Below are 15,983 nucleotides of genomic sequence, written 5' to 3'. Positions count from 1 at the left end.
GTCACTCCTTGGAGCCCTGCTCGCGGTCCCGCAGTTCCCTCCGGAGGATCTTCCCCGAGGCGGCGCGCGGGATGCCGCCTGTGAACTCGACCCTGCGGATCTTCTTGTAAGGGGCGACGCGTGCGGCGACGAAGGCGGTGACGTCGTCCTCGGTGAGGTCGCCGGCGGCGGGCTGACGTACGACGAACGCCTTCGGTACCTCGTTGCCGTCCTCGTCGTGCACCCCGATCACCGCGGCGTCGGCTATCGACTCGTGGGTGAGCAGCAGCGCCTCCAGTTCGGCGGGGGCGACCTGAAAACCCTTGTACTTGATCAGTTCCTTGACGCGGTCGACGACGAACAGCCAGCCGTCCTCGTCGACGCGCCCGATGTCGCCGGTGTGCACCCAGCCGTCGGCGTCGATCATCGCGGCGGTGGCATCGGGCCGTCCGAGGTAGCCCTTCATCACCTGCGGACCGCGGATCGCGACCTCACCCTCCTCGCCCGGCCCGGCGTCGTCGCCGGAGCCGTCGAGGGCGAGGATCCGCATCTCGGTGCCGGGCAGCAGCAGGCCCACGGCACCGGGCGGCGGGTTCTCGGCCGACAGGGGGACGACATGCGTGCCGGGCGACAGCTCGGTCATGCCGTACGCCTGCCGCACCGGCGGCAGCCCGAGCCTGCGCGAACACGCCTCGCCGAGGCGGGCGTCGAGGGGCGCGGCGGCGCTGACGATGTACTCCAGGGACGACAGGTCGTATCCGTCGACGGCGGGATGCTTGGCGAGCGCGAGGACGATCGGCGGGGCGACGTACAGGCCGTTGATGCGGTGTTCCTGGATCGCGCCGAGGAACGTTTCGAGGGTGAAGCGGGGCAGGACGACGACGGTCGCGCCCTTTTTCAGCGGGGCGTTCATCAGGGCGGTGAGCCCGTAGATGTGGAAGAAGGGCAGCACGGCGAGGATGCGGTCGCCGGGGCCCATCGGGATCAGCGGGGCCAGTTGCTCCAGGTTGGTGGCGATGGACCGGTGGGTGAGCATCACGCCCTTGGGCACTCCGGTGGTGCCCGACGAGTACGGCAGCGCCGCGACATCCTCGGAGGGGTCGATGACGAGATCCGGCTCGGGGGCGTCCGAGGTGAACATGTCGGTGATGCTGACATGTCCGTCGGCGCGGTCGCAGACGAAGATCTCCTCGATCCCGGCGACGAGTTCGGCGGCCCTGCGGGCGACCTCCAGCAGCGGGGAGACGGTGACGATCCAGCGGGCGGAGGAGTCCCGCAGCTGTTTGGCGAACTCCTCCGCCGTGGCCAGCGGATGAACGGTGGTGACGGACGCGCCGGCGCGTGTGGCGCCGTAGAACACGGCCGGGTAGGCGACCGTGTTCGGGCTGTGCAGGGCGAGGACGTCGCCCTTGCGCAGCCCGGCGGCGGCGAGTGCGGCGGCGATCCGCCGGTGGAAGAGGTCGAGCTGGTTGTAGGTGACGGTGGTGCCGTTCACCGCGTCGACGAGGGCCACCGTGTCGCCGTACTCGGCGGCCCGGCCGAGTACGGCCTCGTGGATGGGTTCGACGACGGCCGGAACATCTGCGTAGCTGCTGCGGAACACCATGACAGCCCCCTCGGCGTGGGTGTGGACGGCCAGAATGTCGTCTGTCAGTACGACTTGGGGAGACCCAGGGACTGGTGGGCCACGTAGTTGAGGATCATTTCCCGGCTGACGGGGGCGATCCGGGCGACGCGCGACGCGGCGATCAGGTGCGCGAGACCGTACTCCCGGGTGAGGCCGTTGCCGCCGAGGGTGTGCACGGCCTGGTCGACGGCCTTCACGCACGCCTCGCCCGCCGCGTACTTGGCCATGTTCGCGGCCTCGCCCGCGCCGATGTCGTCCCCCGCGTCGTAGAGGGCGGCGGCCTTCTGCATCATCAGCCGTGCGAGTTCCAGCTCGATGTGGGCCTGGGCGAGGGGGTGCGCGATGGCCTGGTGGGCGCCGATGGGCGTCTTCCAGACCTGGCGTTCCTTGGCGTACTCGACGGCTCGGGCGAGGGCGTAGCGGCCCATGCCGATGGCGAACGCGGCGGTCATGATGCGCTCGGGGTTGAGGCCGGCGAACAGCTGGAGCAGACCTGCGTCCTCGTCGCCGACGAGCGCGTCGGCAGGCAGCCGCACGTCGTCGAGGACGAGCTCGAACTGCTTCTCCTGGGCGGCCAGTTCCATGTCGATCTGCGAGCGCTGGAAGCCCTCGGCGTCACGGGGGACGATGAACAGGCAGGGCTTCAGCACCGGTGCGGCCCCCGGAGAGGATGCAGTCTCGGTGCGACCGACGATCAGTGTCGCGTCGGCGATGTCGACGCCGGAGACGAAGACTTTGCGGCCGGTGAGTATCCAGTCGTCGCCGTCGCGGCGGGCGGTGGTGGTGATGCGGTGCGAGTTCGACCCGGCGTCGGGCTCGGTGATGCCGAATGCCATGCTGAGCGTGCCGTCGGCGAGGCCGGGCAGCCAGGTCTGCTTCTGCGTGTCGGTGCCGAACCGGGCGATGACGGTGGCGCAGATGGCGGGCGAGACGATCATCATGAGCAGGGGGCAGCCGGCGGAGCCGGACTCCTCCAGCACGACGGAGAGTTCGGTGATGCCGCCGCCTCCCCCGCCGTACTCCTCGGGGAGGTTCACACCGAGGTAGCCGAGCTTGCCCGCCTCGGCCCACAGGGTGGCCCGGTCGTAGTCGCGGCCGTGGCGCCGGGCGAGCGCCGCCACGGCGTCCCGCAGGTCCTTGATCTCCTGGCTCTCGATGGTGCTCATGACTGCTGGGCCTCCTGTGCTTCCTCGGTGACAACGGCGAGCAGTGCACCCACTTCGACCTGGCGGCCGGGGCGGGCGTGGAGCGCGGTGAGCGTGCCGGAGGCGGGAGCGACGATCCTGTGCTCCATCTTCATCGCCTCCAGCCAGACGAGCGGCTGCCCCTGGACGACGCGGGCGCCTTCGACGACGCCGTCACCGACCCGGACGACGGTCCCGGGCATGGGTGCCAGCAGCGAACCGGGTTCGGCGCGGTCGGTGGGGTCGGTGAACCGGGGGCGGGGGGTGAGGGCGTACGTCCCGGCGGGTGAGTCGACGTACACGGTGTCCCCGTGATCGGCGACGTCGTAGTTCCGTACGACGGCGTCGACCTCGAGCGCGACGCGGCGTGCGGACGCGTGCACGACCCGGACCCCGGGGACGCCGATGATCTCGTAGCCCCCGTCCCGGGTGGGCCGGTAGCGGACCTCGTGGTCGCCGTAGGTCTTGGCCTGTGCCCCGGAGGGGAGGTTGCGCCAGGCGCCGAGGCGTTGCGGTACACCGGCGGGGGTGTCTCCCCCCTGTCGCGCAGCGGCGTCGGCGACCGCCGCGGCGACGGCGGCGTACGCCTCCCCGGGCGCCGGCGCGGTGAGCTCGTCGAGGTGGCGCTCGTAGAAGCCGGTGTCGAACCGCCCGGCGGCGAAGTCGGGGTGCTCCAACGACGCGACGAGCAGCGCCCGGTTGGTGACGGGCCCGTGCACGCGCGCCCTGCGCAGCGTGTGGGCGAGCAGGCGCAGGGCCGCGTCCCGGGTGGGTGCCCAGGCGATGACCTTGGCGAGCATGGGGTCGTAGTGGACCCCGATGACGTCGCCCTGCGCGTATCCGGCGTCGACGCGCACCCGGGGGTCGTCGGCCGGGCGGGTCGGGAACGACAGCTCCCGAAGCACCCCCGCCTGCGGGGTCCAGCCCGACGACGGGTCCTCCGCGTAGAGACGGGCCTCCACCGCGTGGCCGTTCGCCTCCGGCGGCTCCGCGGGCAGCGCGGTGCCCTCCGCGACCGCGAGCTGGAGCGCCACCAGGTCCACGCCGAACACGGCTTCCGTGACGGGGTGTTCGACCTGCAGCCGGGTGTTCATCTCCAGGAACTGCGCCCGGCCGTCCGGCGAGACGAGGAACTCCACCGTGCCCGCGCCCCGGTAGTCCACCGCGCGCGCGGCCTCCACGGCCAGCGAGTGGAGCGTGCCGACCAGTTCGGGGGCGAGTCCCGGTGCGGGGGACTCCTCGACGACTTTCTGGTGGCGGCGCTGCAACGAGCAGTCCCGCGTGCCCAGGGCCCACACCGTCCCGTGCGCGTCGGCCAGGATCTGGACCTCGACGTGGCGTCCGTTCTCGACGTAGGGCTCGACGAAGACCTCTCCGTCGCCGAACGCGGACGCGGCCTCCGATCGGGCCGTGGCCAGGGCCCCTTCCAGCGCGTCGAGCGTGCGCACGACCCGCATGCCCCGGCCGCCGCCGCCCGCCGCCGCCTTCACCAGGACCGGGAGGTCGGCCTCGGTCACGGAGGACGCGGCCAGGGGCGCGATGCCCATCAGTTCCTTCGCCCGCGTCTTCGACGCCATCGCCTCGATCGCGGCGGGCGGCGGGCCGATCCACATCAGGCCGGCGTCCAGCACTTCCCGGGCGAAATCGGCGTTCTCGGAAAGGAACCCGTATCCCGGATGCACGGCGTCCGCGCCCGCCGCCAGCGCCGCCTTCACGATCAGGTCGCCGCGCAGATACGTCTCGGCGGGCGTCGCCCCCGGCAGGCGTACGGCGGCGTCGGCCTCCCGTACGTGGAGCGCGCCGGCATCGGCGTCGGAGTGCACCGCGACGGTCGCGATGCCCAGTTCACGGCACGTGCGGAAGACCCGGCACGCGATCTCGCCACGGTTGGCGACCAGAAGGGTCCGCATCATCAGGGCCTCACATTCGGAAGACGCCGAAGCCGCCGCGCGCGCCCTCGACCGGTGCCGTATGGATCGCGGACAGGCACAGACCGAGCACCGTCCGGGTGTCGCGGGGGTCGATGACCCCGTCGTCGTACAGCCGCCCGGACAGGAACATCGGCAGCGATTCGGCCTCGATCTGCTGCTCCACCATCGCGCGCAGACCGGCGTCGGCCTCGTCGTCGTACGGCTGCCCCTTCGCGGCGGCCGACGCCCGCGCCACGATCGACAGGACGCCCGCCAGCTGCTGCGGTCCCATCACCGCCGACTTGGCGCTCGGCCACGCGAACAGGAACCGCGGGTCGTAGGCACGGCCGCACATGCCGTAGTGCCCGGCGCCGTACGACGCGCCCATCAGCACCGAAAGATGCGGCACCTTCGAGTTCGACACCGCATTGATCATCATTGCGCCGTGCTTGATGATGCCGCCCTGCTCGTACTCCTTGCCGACCATGTAGCCGGTGGTGTTGTGCAGGAAGACCAGCGGCACGTCGCGCTGGTTGGCGAGCTGGATGAACTGCGCGGCCTTCTGCGACTCGGCGGAGAACAGCACGCCCTGTGCGTTGGCGAGGATCCCGACCGGGTATCCGTGCAGGGACGCCCAGCCCGTCACCAGGCTCGGCCCGTACAGCGGTTTGAACTCGTCGAAGTCCGAGCCGTCCACGATCCGCGCCACGACCTCCCGCGGGTCGAACGGCGTCTTCAGGTCCTCCGGCACGATGCCGAGCAGTTCGTCCGCCGCGTATTTCGGCGGCTCAGCCGGCGCCGGATCGGCTTGCGCCTTGCGCCAGTTGAGGCGGGCGACGATCCGCCGGGCCTGCCGCAGCGCGTCCGGTTCGTCGAGCGCGAAGTGGTCCGCGAGGCCCGAGGTGCGCGCGTGCATCTCCGCGCCGCCGAGCGATTCGTCGTCGCTCTCCTCCCCCGTCGCCATCTTCACCAGCGGCGGACCGCCGAGGAAGACCTTCGACCGTTCCTTGATCATGACGGTGTGGTCGGACATGCCGGGCACGTACGCCCCGCCCGCCGTCGAGTTCCCGAAGACCACGGCGATCGTGGGGATCCCGGCGGCCGACAGCCGGGTGAGATCCCGGAACAGCGCCCCTCCCGGGATGAAGATCTCCTTCTGGGACGGCAGATCCGCGCCTCCGGACTCGACGAGCGAGATCACGGGCAGCCGGTTGGCGTACGCGATCTCGTTGGCCCGCAGCGCCTTCTTCAGCGTCCAGGGGTTGGACGCCCCGCCGCGCACCGTCGGGTCGCTGGCGGTGATCAGGCACTCGACGCCCTCGACCACTCCGATGCCGGTGACCATCGACGCACCGACCGGGTAGTCGCTGCCCCATGCGGCGAGCGGCGACAGCTCCAGGAACGGGGTGTCGGGGTCGACCAGCAGCTCGATGCGCTCACGCGCCAGCAGCTTGCCGCGCTTTTGGTGCCGCGCGACGTACTTCTCTCCGCCGCCCGCGAGCGCCTTGGCGTGCTCGGTGTCCAGCTCGGCGAGCCGGGCCAGCATCGCCTCGCGGTGCGCGGCGTATTCGGGGCTCGTCGGATCGACGGCCGAGGCGAGCACGGTCACAGCAGTACCTCCGGGATGTCGGCGTACCGGGCGCGCAGCCACTCGCCCAGCGCCTTGCCCTGCGGATCGAAACGGGCCTGCGCGGCCACCCCTTCGCCGAGGATTCCCTCGACGACGAAGTTCAGGGCGCGCAGGTTCGGCAGCACATGGCGTACGACGGTCAGTTCGGCGGTCTCCGGCAGCAGGGCGCGCAGCCGGTCGACGGTCAGTTCGTGGGCGAGCCAGCGCCAGGCGTTGTCGGTGCGCGCCCACACGCCGATGTTGGCGTCGCCGCCCTTGTCCCCGCTGCGGGCGCCGACGACGAGGCCGAGCGGCGCGCGGCGTGTCGGGCCGGGCGGCAGCGGCTCGGGCAGCGGGGGCCCCGGCACGTCGGCAACTGCCGTGGTGTCGGCGGGCTCCGGGACGACGAACCGCTCGCCGTCAGGGAGCACGGCGGTGTGCGGGACGGTGCCGGCCGGCACGTACGCGGCGTCGAACACCCCGTACGGCGCGCCCTTGCCGGGCGGGGCCGTGACGTGGAAGCCGGGGTAGCTGCCGAGCGCCAGCTCGATCGCGGCACCGCTCACCACCCGCCCGACGCGCTCGGCGTCGGGGTCCCGCACGACGAGCCGCAGACTGGCGCCGGCGCGCTCCTCCGTGTCGGCGTCGGCCGCATCGGTACGGGCCAGTTCCCAACGCACCTCTGCGGGACGCTGCTTGCCGAGTGCGTCCTCCAACTGGTTTTGCACCAGACGGGCCTTGGCCTCGATGTCGAGGCCGGTGAGCACGAACACGACCTCGTTGCGCCAGCCGCCGAGCCTGCACCGGCCGACCTTGAGGGTCGGCGGCGGGGCCTCGCCCCGCACGCCGGAGACCAGCACCCGGTCGGGGCCTTCCTGTTCCAGCCGTACGGTGTCGAGCCGGGCGGTCACGTCCGGGCCGACATACCGGGCGCCGCCCGTCTCGTAGAGCAGCTGCGCGGTGACGGTGCCGACGTCGACGAGGCCGCCGGTGCCGTCGTGCTTGGTGATCACGGAGCTGCCGTCGGCGTGGATCTCGGCAACGGGGAAGCCGGGGCGGCGCACGTCGTGGCCGGTGAAGAAGGCGTAGTTGCCGCCGGTGGCCTGCGTGCCGCACTCCAGGACATGGCCGGCGACGACCGCGCCCGCGAGCTTGTCGTACTCCTCGGGCCCCCAGCCGAAGTGGGCGGCGGCGGGTCCGGTGACGAGGGCGGCGTCGGTGACGCGGCCGGTGACGACGACATCGGCGCCGGCGCCGAGCGCAGCGGCGATTCCGGCGCCGCCGAGGTAGGCGTTGGCGGTCAGCGCGTCGGGGAAGCGGGCGGACAGGTCGTCGCCCTCGACATGGGCGACGCGCACGGGGATGCCCGTCCTCTCCGCCAGTTCCCGTACCGCGGCGGCGAGTCCGGCGGGGTTGTGGCCGCCCGCGTTGGCGACGATGCGGACGCCGCGCTCGTGGGCGAGACCGAGGGTGTCCTCCAGCTGCCGCAGGAAGGTCTTGGCGTAGCCCAGGCGCGGGTCCTTCAGCCGGTCGCGGCCGAGGATGAGCATGGTCAGTTCGGCGAGATAGTCACCGGTGAGCACATCGAGCGGTCCGCCGGTGAGCATCTCGCGCATGGCGTCGAACCGGTCCCCGTAGAACCCGGACGCGTTCCCGACACGGAGCACGTCCCCACTCATGCACCTGCCCCCTTCGGCTCGCGGCCCGCGCCCGCCGGGCCGGCGAAGGCCTGGGCGATGTCCAGCCAGCGATCGGCGTCCTCCCCCTGCGCGCGCAGGGCCAGATCGGCGCGGTGCGCGCGCTGGGTGACCAGCAGGCAGAAGTCGAGTGCGGGTCCGGTGACCTTCTGTGCCGCGTCCTCGGGGCCGTACGTCCACAGCTCGCCGCCGGGTCCCGCGAGCTCCACCCGGAACGGTTCGGCGGGCGGCGTCAGCCCGTGCACCCCGTACGCGAAGTCCCGGGTGCGCACGCCGATACGCGCGATCTGCGCGAGCCGGGCCGTCGGTTCCCGTACGGCTCCGAGTGCGTCGGCGACGTCCTGGCCGTGCGCCCAGGTCTCCATCAGCCGGGCGGTGGCCATCGACGCGGCGCTCATCGGCGGCCCGTACCAGGGGAAGCGGGTCCCGGACGGGGCGTCGCGCAGTGCCTGCCGGAGCTGTTCGCGGCCCTTGCGCCATTGGGCGAGCAGCTCGGCGGGCGGCAGCGCCGCGCCCTCGGCGGCGCCCTGGTCGACGAAGGCGTCGGGGGCGGCGAGGGCCTTCTCGACCTCGGCGTTGAAGCCTTCGGGGTCGGTGACGGCGATCAGCGCCGCCCGGTCGGTCCAGGCGAGATGTGCGATCTGGTGGGCGACGCTCCAGCCCTTCGCGGGCGTCGGAACCGCCCATTGGTGCGGACTCAATCCGCCCACCAGCCGGTCGAGTTCATCGCTTTCGCTGCGCAGGTCGTCGAGGACGACGGCAGGGTCGGACACGTGACGCTCCCCTGTGGGCACGACGGTTCGTGCCCTGGAGCATGGCAGCGCCCGAGAAAACAAGCAAGCATGCTTGCTTTGAAATTCTCCCGGCACTGTCGCCGGGGGGAACAGCCCGCCGCGGGGGCGGCGGGCTGTTCCCCCCGGCGTCACCCGGGACGCTTCTTCCCCACCTGCGTCCGCACCGCCCCCATGCTCGCCACCACGACCAGCGCGATCGCCGACACCTCGGCGACCGAGAGCGCCTGGTGCAGGACGAGGAAGCCGGCCGTCGCGGCGATCGCCGGCTCCAGGCTCATCAGCACCGCGAACGTCGCCGCCGGCAGCCTTCGCAGCGCCAGCAGCTCCAGCGTGTACGGCAGGACCGACGACATCAGCGCCACCGCCAGGCCGAGACCGAGCGTGGAGGGCACGGCCAGCGCGGAACCGGCCTCGGCCAGCCCCAGCGGCAGACTCAGCAGGGCACCGACACCCATTGCCAGCGCCAGGCCGTCCGCCTGCGGGAACCGTCGTCCGGTGCGGGCGCTGAACACGATGTACGCCGCCCACATCGCACCCGCGGCCAGCGCGAACAGCGCTCCCACCGGGTCGAGCCGGTCGAAGCCGCCGCCACTCAGCAGGAACACGCCGCCCAGCGCCAGACCCGCCCACAGCAGGTTCATCAGCCGCCGCGAGGCGACCACGGACATGACGAGCGGGCCCAGCACCTCCAGGGTCACGGCCGCACCGAGCGGGATGCGGTCGACCGCCTGGTAGAAGAGCACGTTCATCGCCGCCATCGCGGTGCCGAAGGCGACGACCGTGACCCAGTCCGCACGCGAATGACCGCGCAGCTTCGGCCGGCAGACGGCCAGCAGGACGACCGCGGCGAGCACGAGCCGCAGGGTGACCACACCCAGAGGACCCGTACGCGGCATCAGCATCACCGCGATGGCGGCCCCGAACTGCACGGACAGCGCGCCGGCCACGACCAGCGCCACGGGCCCGAGCGAACGCCGCCCTCCGCTGCCGTCCTGGCCGAGGGCGCCCGCCGCCTCGGGCAGCGCCACCGCCGCACCGGCCTGCGCGGCAGGTGCGACGCCCGCCGACCCCGGAGAACCCGCCGGCCCCGGCGAAAGGGAGTCGGCTTTCGTGGCGTGCGCGTTCTTCACCAAAACCTCCCCGGCCGAACGGGTCACTCGGCTCACCCCCTCCACGCTACGGACTGCAGCGCCACCCGTGAAATGCCGATTTCCGTGCGGTTATGCTCCTGACGTATGAGCATCGAGCTGCGGCACCTCCGCTGCTTCCTCGCGGTCGCCGAGGAGTCGAGCGTGACCAGGGCGGCGGCCCGGCTGCATCTCACCCAGCCCAGCGTCTCCCGTTCGCTGTCCGCCCTGGAGAAACACCTCGGGACCCGGCTCGTGGACCGCTCCACGCATCATCTGGCGCTCACCGCCGAGGGCAGGGCGTTCCGCGACAAGGCGGCCGTCGCCGTCGCCGCCTTCGACGAGGCGCTCGACGCGGGCAGGCTGCTGCGCGCACCCCTGCGGATCGGCCACGCCTGGTCCGCGCTCGGCCCGTACACCACCCCGCTGCTCCGTCGCTGGAGCCACGAGCACCCCGAGACCCCGCTCGAACTGCTGCGCATCGACGACCGCACGGCCGGACTCACCCAGGGCCGGGTCGACGCCGCCGTCCTGCGCGGCCCCGTGGACACACCCGGACTCGTCACCGAGCTGCTGTTCCTCGAGGCGCGGGTGGCGGCGGTGACGGCGGACGGGCCGCTGGCGGCCCGCCGCTCGCTCACGCTCGCCGACGTCGCGGCCGAGCCCGTCGTCCTGAACACGGTCTCCGGGATGACGACCCTGGACCTGTGGCCGCCGGAGGGCCGCCCCACCACCACGCTCACCGTCGGCAACACCGACGACTGGCTCACGGCCATCGCCGCGGGCCGCGGCGCGGGCGTGTCCGCGGCCTCCACGGCGAAGATGCACACGAATCCGGGCGTCGCCTACCGCCCCCTCGCCGACGCCCCGCCGGTCCGGGTCCTCCTCGCCTGGCGGTCGGGCGCGCCGCACCCGGCGATCGGGGGCCTGGTGGCGCTGGCGCGCGAGGTGGCGGGACAGCCACAGGGAAGCTGATACGGGAGGCGGAGCCGTGCGGCACCGCCGTACGCTCTGCCGCGCCTCGCCCCAACGCCCGTACATGGCAGCCTATTTGCCCCTACGATGACGCTCGTCGCGACGGTCTCTGGGGGGACGATGTTCAACAACGGTCAGACGAGCGCCACAGCAGCCGATGCGTCCTTGGAAACACTGCCCTTCCTCGTGTCGATCGACGACAGCGAAGCGGCCCTGGATGAGGACCGCACCGGCGACAAGGGGATCTTCGGCCGGCGCGGCGGCGAGGAGGGCGACCGTTCGGTGCGGGACATTCCCGTAGCAGTGCTCCGTGACAACCTCCAGCGGGCGGTCACGGGTCTCCAACAGGTCATCGGGGCGATCACCGTGCCGGAAGACGGCATGCCCTTGCGTCAGGCGCAAGTGTCCTTCGAGGTGACCGCGAGCGGCGGGATCGCTCTGGTGGGGACATCGGCTCAGGTGGCAGCCAAGGGTGCCATCACTCTCACCTTCGGCGACTGACAGAACGGTGTCCCGGAATGCCGCAGCCGTCGTTCCGTGCCTTGTTGATCGGCGTACCGTCATACAAGGACGAGAACATCAAGGACCTGCCCTTCGTCGAGGACGACCTGTCAGAACTGGCCGACGCTCTGGAGAAGGTCGGCTACGCGGTTGAGGTCCACGACGTCGTCCAGACCGGTCGGGACGAAATCGAGTCGGCCGTGGAGATCTTCTTCCAGGAGGCCTCGCCGGAGCAGACGCTGCTGCTGTTCATCAGCGGACACGGTATCCACCACAAGGACATGGATTACCTGGTGCCGCGCGGTGCACTCACCCGTGTGCACGACTTCCCCGGCAAGTGTGTCGCCATCGACTTCGGCGAGTATGCGGAGCGGAGCTCCGCCGGCAATGTCGTCGTATTCGTCGATGCCTGCCGCGAGGGCATCGACCTGCGGGAGAAGTCCGTAACCAACGTGATGCGCTGGTCGGACGTCCAGGTGCGACGCGTCGGCAATCGACATTACTGCCACGTATACGCCTGCTCCAAGGGCGAGTTCGCGCGGTACGCGACTGCCGGCCACAGCACCTTCAGTCTCTTCTCCCGAGCTCTGAGCACCCTGGTGGCGGACGAGTCGGGCCCCGGCACTTTGAGCGAGATCCAGGACCGGCTCCAGATGACGCTCGATGCCCTCACGTCGGAGCACGAGTGTCAGCGGCAGCAGGTGCGCGTCCGCACGGAGTCGGACATCGACGACTTCGTCGTCTTTGCTCGACCGGAGCGTGCTGCACCCCTGGTGCCGGGTGAGTCACCGTGGACCGCTCTGGTCAGGGAGCATCCCGCCTGGCAGCAGGTCGAGGACGGCCCGGGCGCGGAGATTCTGAAAGAAGCCACCACAAGGCTGGTGGAGCACCTGGCGGCATGTGCCACGGCAGACGAATGGCTCCTCAGGGACGACCCGTGGTCACCCCCGGGATTCGCCGAGCGCATGACCGAGCGGGTGAGCTGGCTGCTGTCCAAGATTCTCAATCCGAAGAAACTGCAGCTGTCGCCGGCTGAAGCCGCGCTCCTGGTTACCTTCCCGTTTCTGCACTACGCGTACTGGAAGCGGTCGGCCGCCCGCGCACTGGACGTGGAGCCGATGCGGCTGGAGCGGGTGAAGGACCCGTCTGAAGCCAGAGGGAACTATGAACAGTTCTTTGCCGGCCATTCGCGGCTTGTGCGGAGGGCTGCCCGCGCAGCTGGTGCAAACGACTCGGCCGGAGCGGCAGGCATCGCGTGGTGGCTCTTCCACCGCTGGCTCGTACGCCGGACACCGGAGGAACAGCACGGCGCGTTGAGCGAGTTGCTGACGCCTGTGGCGGCACTCTCCGGTACCGCCTCGCCCGCCGAAGCCAGACTGGCCTCGGAAGTGTTCGGGCAGAGCGACCTGCTTGCTCTGCTACGCGCTCTGCAGTCCTCTCCCAACTTCGGGGCCGATCGGCCTGTGCGCCAGGTCGCCGGCTCATCCGGATTCGAGCAAGGGCTACGGCAGCAACTCGTGTTCACTCTGCTGACCGTCGCACACCGATCGGCGATCGATCCCTGCATGCTGGGAGAAGTGGTCGTCGACCACGTAGGCATCAGCTATTCCGTCACACTCGGCGAATTGCACGACACCCTCGAGAAAGCTCGCTGGGACCCCCGTGGCCGCACCCGCGTTCTGCACGCCGTGTGCGGACATCCCGCTGTAGGACTCGCCCTGCAACAACAGGCCGGTGCCCTGGACGCCGTGCTCGGCACGATCGACGTACTGGCGGAGAGCGAACCGCAACTGACTGCGCTCGAAGATCTTCCCGCACATGCCACGGCCGACCAGGTCCTCGCGGCCCTCACACCGGATGGCAAGCGAGTATACGAGTCGACCGACCTGCGATTCCGGCTGGCGGACGACCGTATCCAGGAACTGCTCATGGGCAAGGAACTCTACGGAGACCCGGCACTGGCCATCCGGGAGCTGTACCAGAACGCATTGGACGCCTGCCGATATCGAGACGCAAGGACTCGGTACCTGCATGTGAAGGACACCGGTTATGCCGGACAGTGGACCGGCGCAATCGAATTCACGCAAGGACAGACAGGTGGCCGGCCGTATATCGAATGCATCGATACCGGGATCGGGATGGGCGAGCGGGAACTCCGGGAGGTGTTCTCCCACGCGGGTATGCGCTTCGCCGACCTGCCGGAGTATCTGGAGGAGCTGTCGAAATGGCGGGCCGAGGGGATCGAGCTCTATCCCAACAGTCGGTTCGGCATCGGGGTTTTGAGCTACTTCATGATCGCGGACGACATCCAGGTGACCACCTGTCGGCTGGACCATGAGGGACACCCCGGCCGACGGCTGCGCGTGGACATCGCGGGACCGGGTGCACTGTTTCACATCCAGGACCTGGGCCGGGGCCACGAGGCGGGCACCACCGTCCGCCTCTACCTCCGCGATTCCAACTCGGCCCCCTCCGCCAAGGACCTGCTTCGCCGATTGCTCTGGATCTCCGAGTACCGCGTGACTGCGCGAGACCTCATGGCCGGGCCCGATGAGAGTCCGTTGACGTGGCTGCCCGGGGACCTCTCCGACGCGGCCCCATTGGGCACGGACGATGCCTACACGGACACGGCCGACCGGAACGCCGATGTGGTGGTGGCGAGGACATCATCGGAGCGAGTGTGGTGGTGCAGCACTCAAGGGGCCTTGCTGTCCGACGGTCTGTGGTCCGGCACGTCGTTGTTCGGCGCCGTGGTCAATCTCACTGACGAGTGGGCACCGCAGTTGACCGTGGACCGCAAGCGCTGCCTCGAGGTCGACAAGGCGTATGTGCGGCGTCTTCTGCACGCCGAAGTACCCGCGCTCGTCCGAAGCGGGACGAATATCCTCACCCCGCAGTGGCTGACCCAACTCGCGCTACGCAATGAGCTGGAGTTGGCCGACGCCGTCATGGCGGAAGCGATGGCCGTCGACTACCGCCCTTGGGGGGTCCACAAGTTCGACGGCAGGGTAGAGGCTGTCGGGTGCTTCCCCGCGGATTCAGCGATTTTCGATCCCAATGCTTCGGTCGCGTGGCCCCTCCCCAAGGACGGGAACACAGCGGTGCCCCCACACATCGTCGAGTGGCGGGTCCTGGCGTGGGCAAAAGCCGGTGCCTACCCCGGGGTCCTGGTCACGGCACCGGACGCAGTCCTCCTGGCACGCCCCGTCGATCACGCCCTCCTTCATCGCCCCGTCAACGGAGCCATCGCTCAGCCTGATGGTCTCGTCAGCAACTGGCTCGTTGCCAACGACTTGTCGATCGCGGGAAGCGCTGTGCGAGTGGCACACGAGTACGGACTGCGTCCCGCAGACGCGGTCGAGCGTCTCGCGGCGCTCGGTCACCGCCTACCTGCCCATGTGTCCGTGCCGGAGGTCCCGCAAGCGGATGACATGATTCTGCTGACGTACGACGGGATCCTCACACCCCGCAAGAGTGGTGAGCCGATTCGTCCAGATCACGTGCTCGTCGCGGCGCAGAGTCTGCGCTGCCGAGCGGGAGAGGTGGCCGAGCGCCTAGAGGGTTACGGATTCCGGCTTCCCGACTGGTTCGCGCTTCCCGGTGACGGGCAGGAAGCTGACCTCGAAGTGGTCCACGGAATCGAATCCGGACCACTTGTATCGGTCGGCAGAGTGGTGGACGCCGCGCGGATGCGTGGATGCCAGCCACGGGAACTGGCCAAACGCTTCGAGGCTTTCGGCTATCGACTTCCGGCTTGTGCCGTGAGCATCGACGACATCAGCCACGACGACCTGCGCCTGATGAGTCGTGACGTGGACGGTCTCGCCCCGTGGCTCGATGTCGACGCCCCTGTTCCGTGGGGGCATGTGCTGGCCGCATCCGACCGGCTGGGGCGTCGGCCTAGCCAAGTCGCCGAGCGTTTGACGGCGCTCGGCTTCCAGCCGGAAAGCCCGTCCCCTGCGACCGCGATGACCGAGCCACCACTTCGCACGGAAGACCTCACCCTGCTCAGCCAGGAAGGCGACGGGCGGGCCCTGTGGCTGTCCGCCGAGGAGAGCGTGACCGCACGGCACGTCCTCGTGGCCGCCGCGCGAGTCGGCTGCTCCCCCACCGAGGTCATGAAGCGCTGGGAGGAATTCGGGCTGCGAGTGCCGGCCGAGCTCAGAGTGCCGGAAGCAGTGGAGCGAGACGATCTCCTCCTGATGAGCCGTGACCTGGACCGCAGGGACCAGTGGTTGGCCAATAATCATCCGGTTCCACTGGGCCACATCCTCAGTGCCGCCGCCATCACTGCACGGTCTCCCTCGGACGTCGTAGCCCGCTTGAACGAGCTCGGCTATCGGCCGTCCAACGCAACACCGCTGCCGGAGGAGCCTCATCCGGATGATGCGGTGATCCTGACAGTCTCCGACCGCAACCCCCATGAATGGTTGACAGCAGAGGAACCGGTACGCCTCTCGCACATCGTGCGCGTGGCAGCGGCCACAGGACGACTCCCCGCCGAAGTCGCAGCTCGGCTGGCGGAGCTGGGCTACACCCCGCCCCCCTCCGTAGCGTTCACCCGACCGGCGGGGCATTGA

The 15,983-nt window shown here is 70.3% G+C and carries 10 protein-coding genes; 3 read left to right on the top strand and 7 right to left on the bottom strand.

All coding sequences use genetic code 11. The features are described 5' to 3' along the window. Window position 1 precedes the first annotated feature (1 nt). The 7 genes from AC067Z_RS03245 to AC067Z_RS03215 form a co-directional block, all read right to left on the bottom strand. Window positions 2-1,585, bottom strand: a complete 1,584-nt coding sequence (locus AC067Z_RS03245; RefSeq protein WP_478787708.1) for a 4-coumarate--CoA ligase family protein — start codon at window positions 1,583-1,585, stop codon at window positions 2-4. Window positions 1,586-1,629: 44 nt separating this feature from the next. Then, entirely contained in the window at window positions 1,630-2,772 is a 1,143-nt protein-coding gene (locus AC067Z_RS03240; RefSeq protein WP_478787707.1) for an acyl-CoA dehydrogenase family protein, read from the bottom strand. Continuing rightward, window positions 2,769-4,703: an acetyl/propionyl/methylcrotonyl-CoA carboxylase subunit alpha gene (locus AC067Z_RS03235; RefSeq protein WP_478787706.1), complete on the bottom strand. Its 1,935-nt coding sequence runs from the start codon at window positions 4,701-4,703 to the stop codon at window positions 2,769-2,771. The genes AC067Z_RS03240 and AC067Z_RS03235 overlap by 4 nt, the downstream gene beginning before the upstream one ends. A 7-nt stretch (window positions 4,704-4,710) precedes the next feature. Next, window positions 4,711-6,309, bottom strand: coding sequence for an acyl-CoA carboxylase subunit beta (locus AC067Z_RS03230; protein ID WP_478787705.1), 1,599 nt, complete (start codon window positions 6,307-6,309; stop codon window positions 4,711-4,713). Next, complete coding sequence (locus AC067Z_RS03225; protein WP_478787704.1) at window positions 6,306-7,988, bottom strand: acyclic terpene utilization AtuA family protein; 1,683 nt, start codon at window positions 7,986-7,988, stop codon at window positions 6,306-6,308. The genes AC067Z_RS03230 and AC067Z_RS03225 overlap by 4 nt, the downstream gene beginning before the upstream one ends. Beyond that, the gene (locus tag AC067Z_RS03220) at window positions 7,985-8,779 is read right to left on the bottom strand and encodes a TIGR03084 family metal-binding protein (protein WP_478787703.1); all 795 of its coding nucleotides are present in this window, start codon (window positions 8,777-8,779) and stop codon (window positions 7,985-7,987) included. The genes AC067Z_RS03225 and AC067Z_RS03220 overlap by 4 nt, the downstream gene beginning before the upstream one ends. Window positions 8,780-8,928: 149 nt before the next feature. Continuing rightward, on the bottom strand, window positions 8,929-9,828 hold the full coding sequence (locus AC067Z_RS03215) for an EamA family transporter (RefSeq protein WP_478788041.1): 900 nt from the start codon (window positions 9,826-9,828) through the stop codon (window positions 8,929-8,931). Window positions 9,829-10,035: 207 nt separating this feature from the next. Between AC067Z_RS03215 and AC067Z_RS03210 the strand changes: the two genes are divergently transcribed. From AC067Z_RS03210 to AC067Z_RS03200, 3 genes are all read left to right on the top strand, one after another. After that, window positions 10,036-10,902 carry a LysR family transcriptional regulator gene (locus tag AC067Z_RS03210; protein WP_478787702.1) on the top strand — a complete coding sequence of 289 codons (867 nt, stop codon included), beginning with the start codon at window positions 10,036-10,038 and terminating at the stop codon, window positions 10,900-10,902. A gap of 87 nt (window positions 10,903-10,989) precedes the next feature. After that, on the top strand, window positions 10,990-11,403 hold the full coding sequence (locus AC067Z_RS03205) for a Pepco domain-containing protein (RefSeq protein ID WP_478787701.1): 414 nt from the start codon (window positions 10,990-10,992) through the stop codon (window positions 11,401-11,403). A gap of 17 nt (window positions 11,404-11,420) precedes the next feature. Continuing rightward, the gene (locus AC067Z_RS03200; protein ID WP_478787700.1) at window positions 11,421-15,983 is read left to right on the top strand and encodes a wHTH domain-containing protein; all 4,563 of its coding nucleotides are present in this window, start codon (window positions 11,421-11,423) and stop codon (window positions 15,981-15,983) included.

Source organism: Streptomyces sp. NPDC043812, from assembly GCF_056436245.1.
Note: the sequence above shows the minus strand (reverse complement) of the source record. Positions and strands in the feature narration are given on the sequence as shown.

What these genes read in the sequence shown, in the direction of transcription:
- AC067Z_RS03205 (WP_478787701.1), top strand. Translation starts at nt 10,990, where the DNA reads ATGACGCTCGTCGCGACGGTCTCTGGGGGGACGATGTTCAACAACGGT.
- AC067Z_RS03235 (WP_478787706.1), bottom strand. Translation starts at nt 4,703, where the DNA reads ATGATGCGGACCCTTCTGGTCGCCAACCGTGGCGAGATCGCGTGCCGG.
- AC067Z_RS03240 (WP_478787707.1), bottom strand. Translation starts at nt 2,772, where the DNA reads ATGAGCACCATCGAGAGCCAGGAGATCAAGGACCTGCGGGACGCCGTG.
- AC067Z_RS03225 (WP_478787704.1), bottom strand. Translation starts at nt 7,988, where the DNA reads ATGAGTGGGGACGTGCTCCGTGTCGGGAACGCGTCCGGGTTCTACGGG.
- AC067Z_RS03210 (WP_478787702.1), top strand. Translation starts at nt 10,036, where the DNA reads ATGAGCATCGAGCTGCGGCACCTCCGCTGCTTCCTCGCGGTCGCCGAG.
- AC067Z_RS03200 (WP_478787700.1), top strand. Translation starts at nt 11,421, where the DNA reads ATGCCGCAGCCGTCGTTCCGTGCCTTGTTGATCGGCGTACCGTCATAC.
- AC067Z_RS03245 (WP_478787708.1), bottom strand. Translation starts at nt 1,585, where the DNA reads ATGGTGTTCCGCAGCAGCTACGCAGATGTTCCGGCCGTCGTCGAACCC.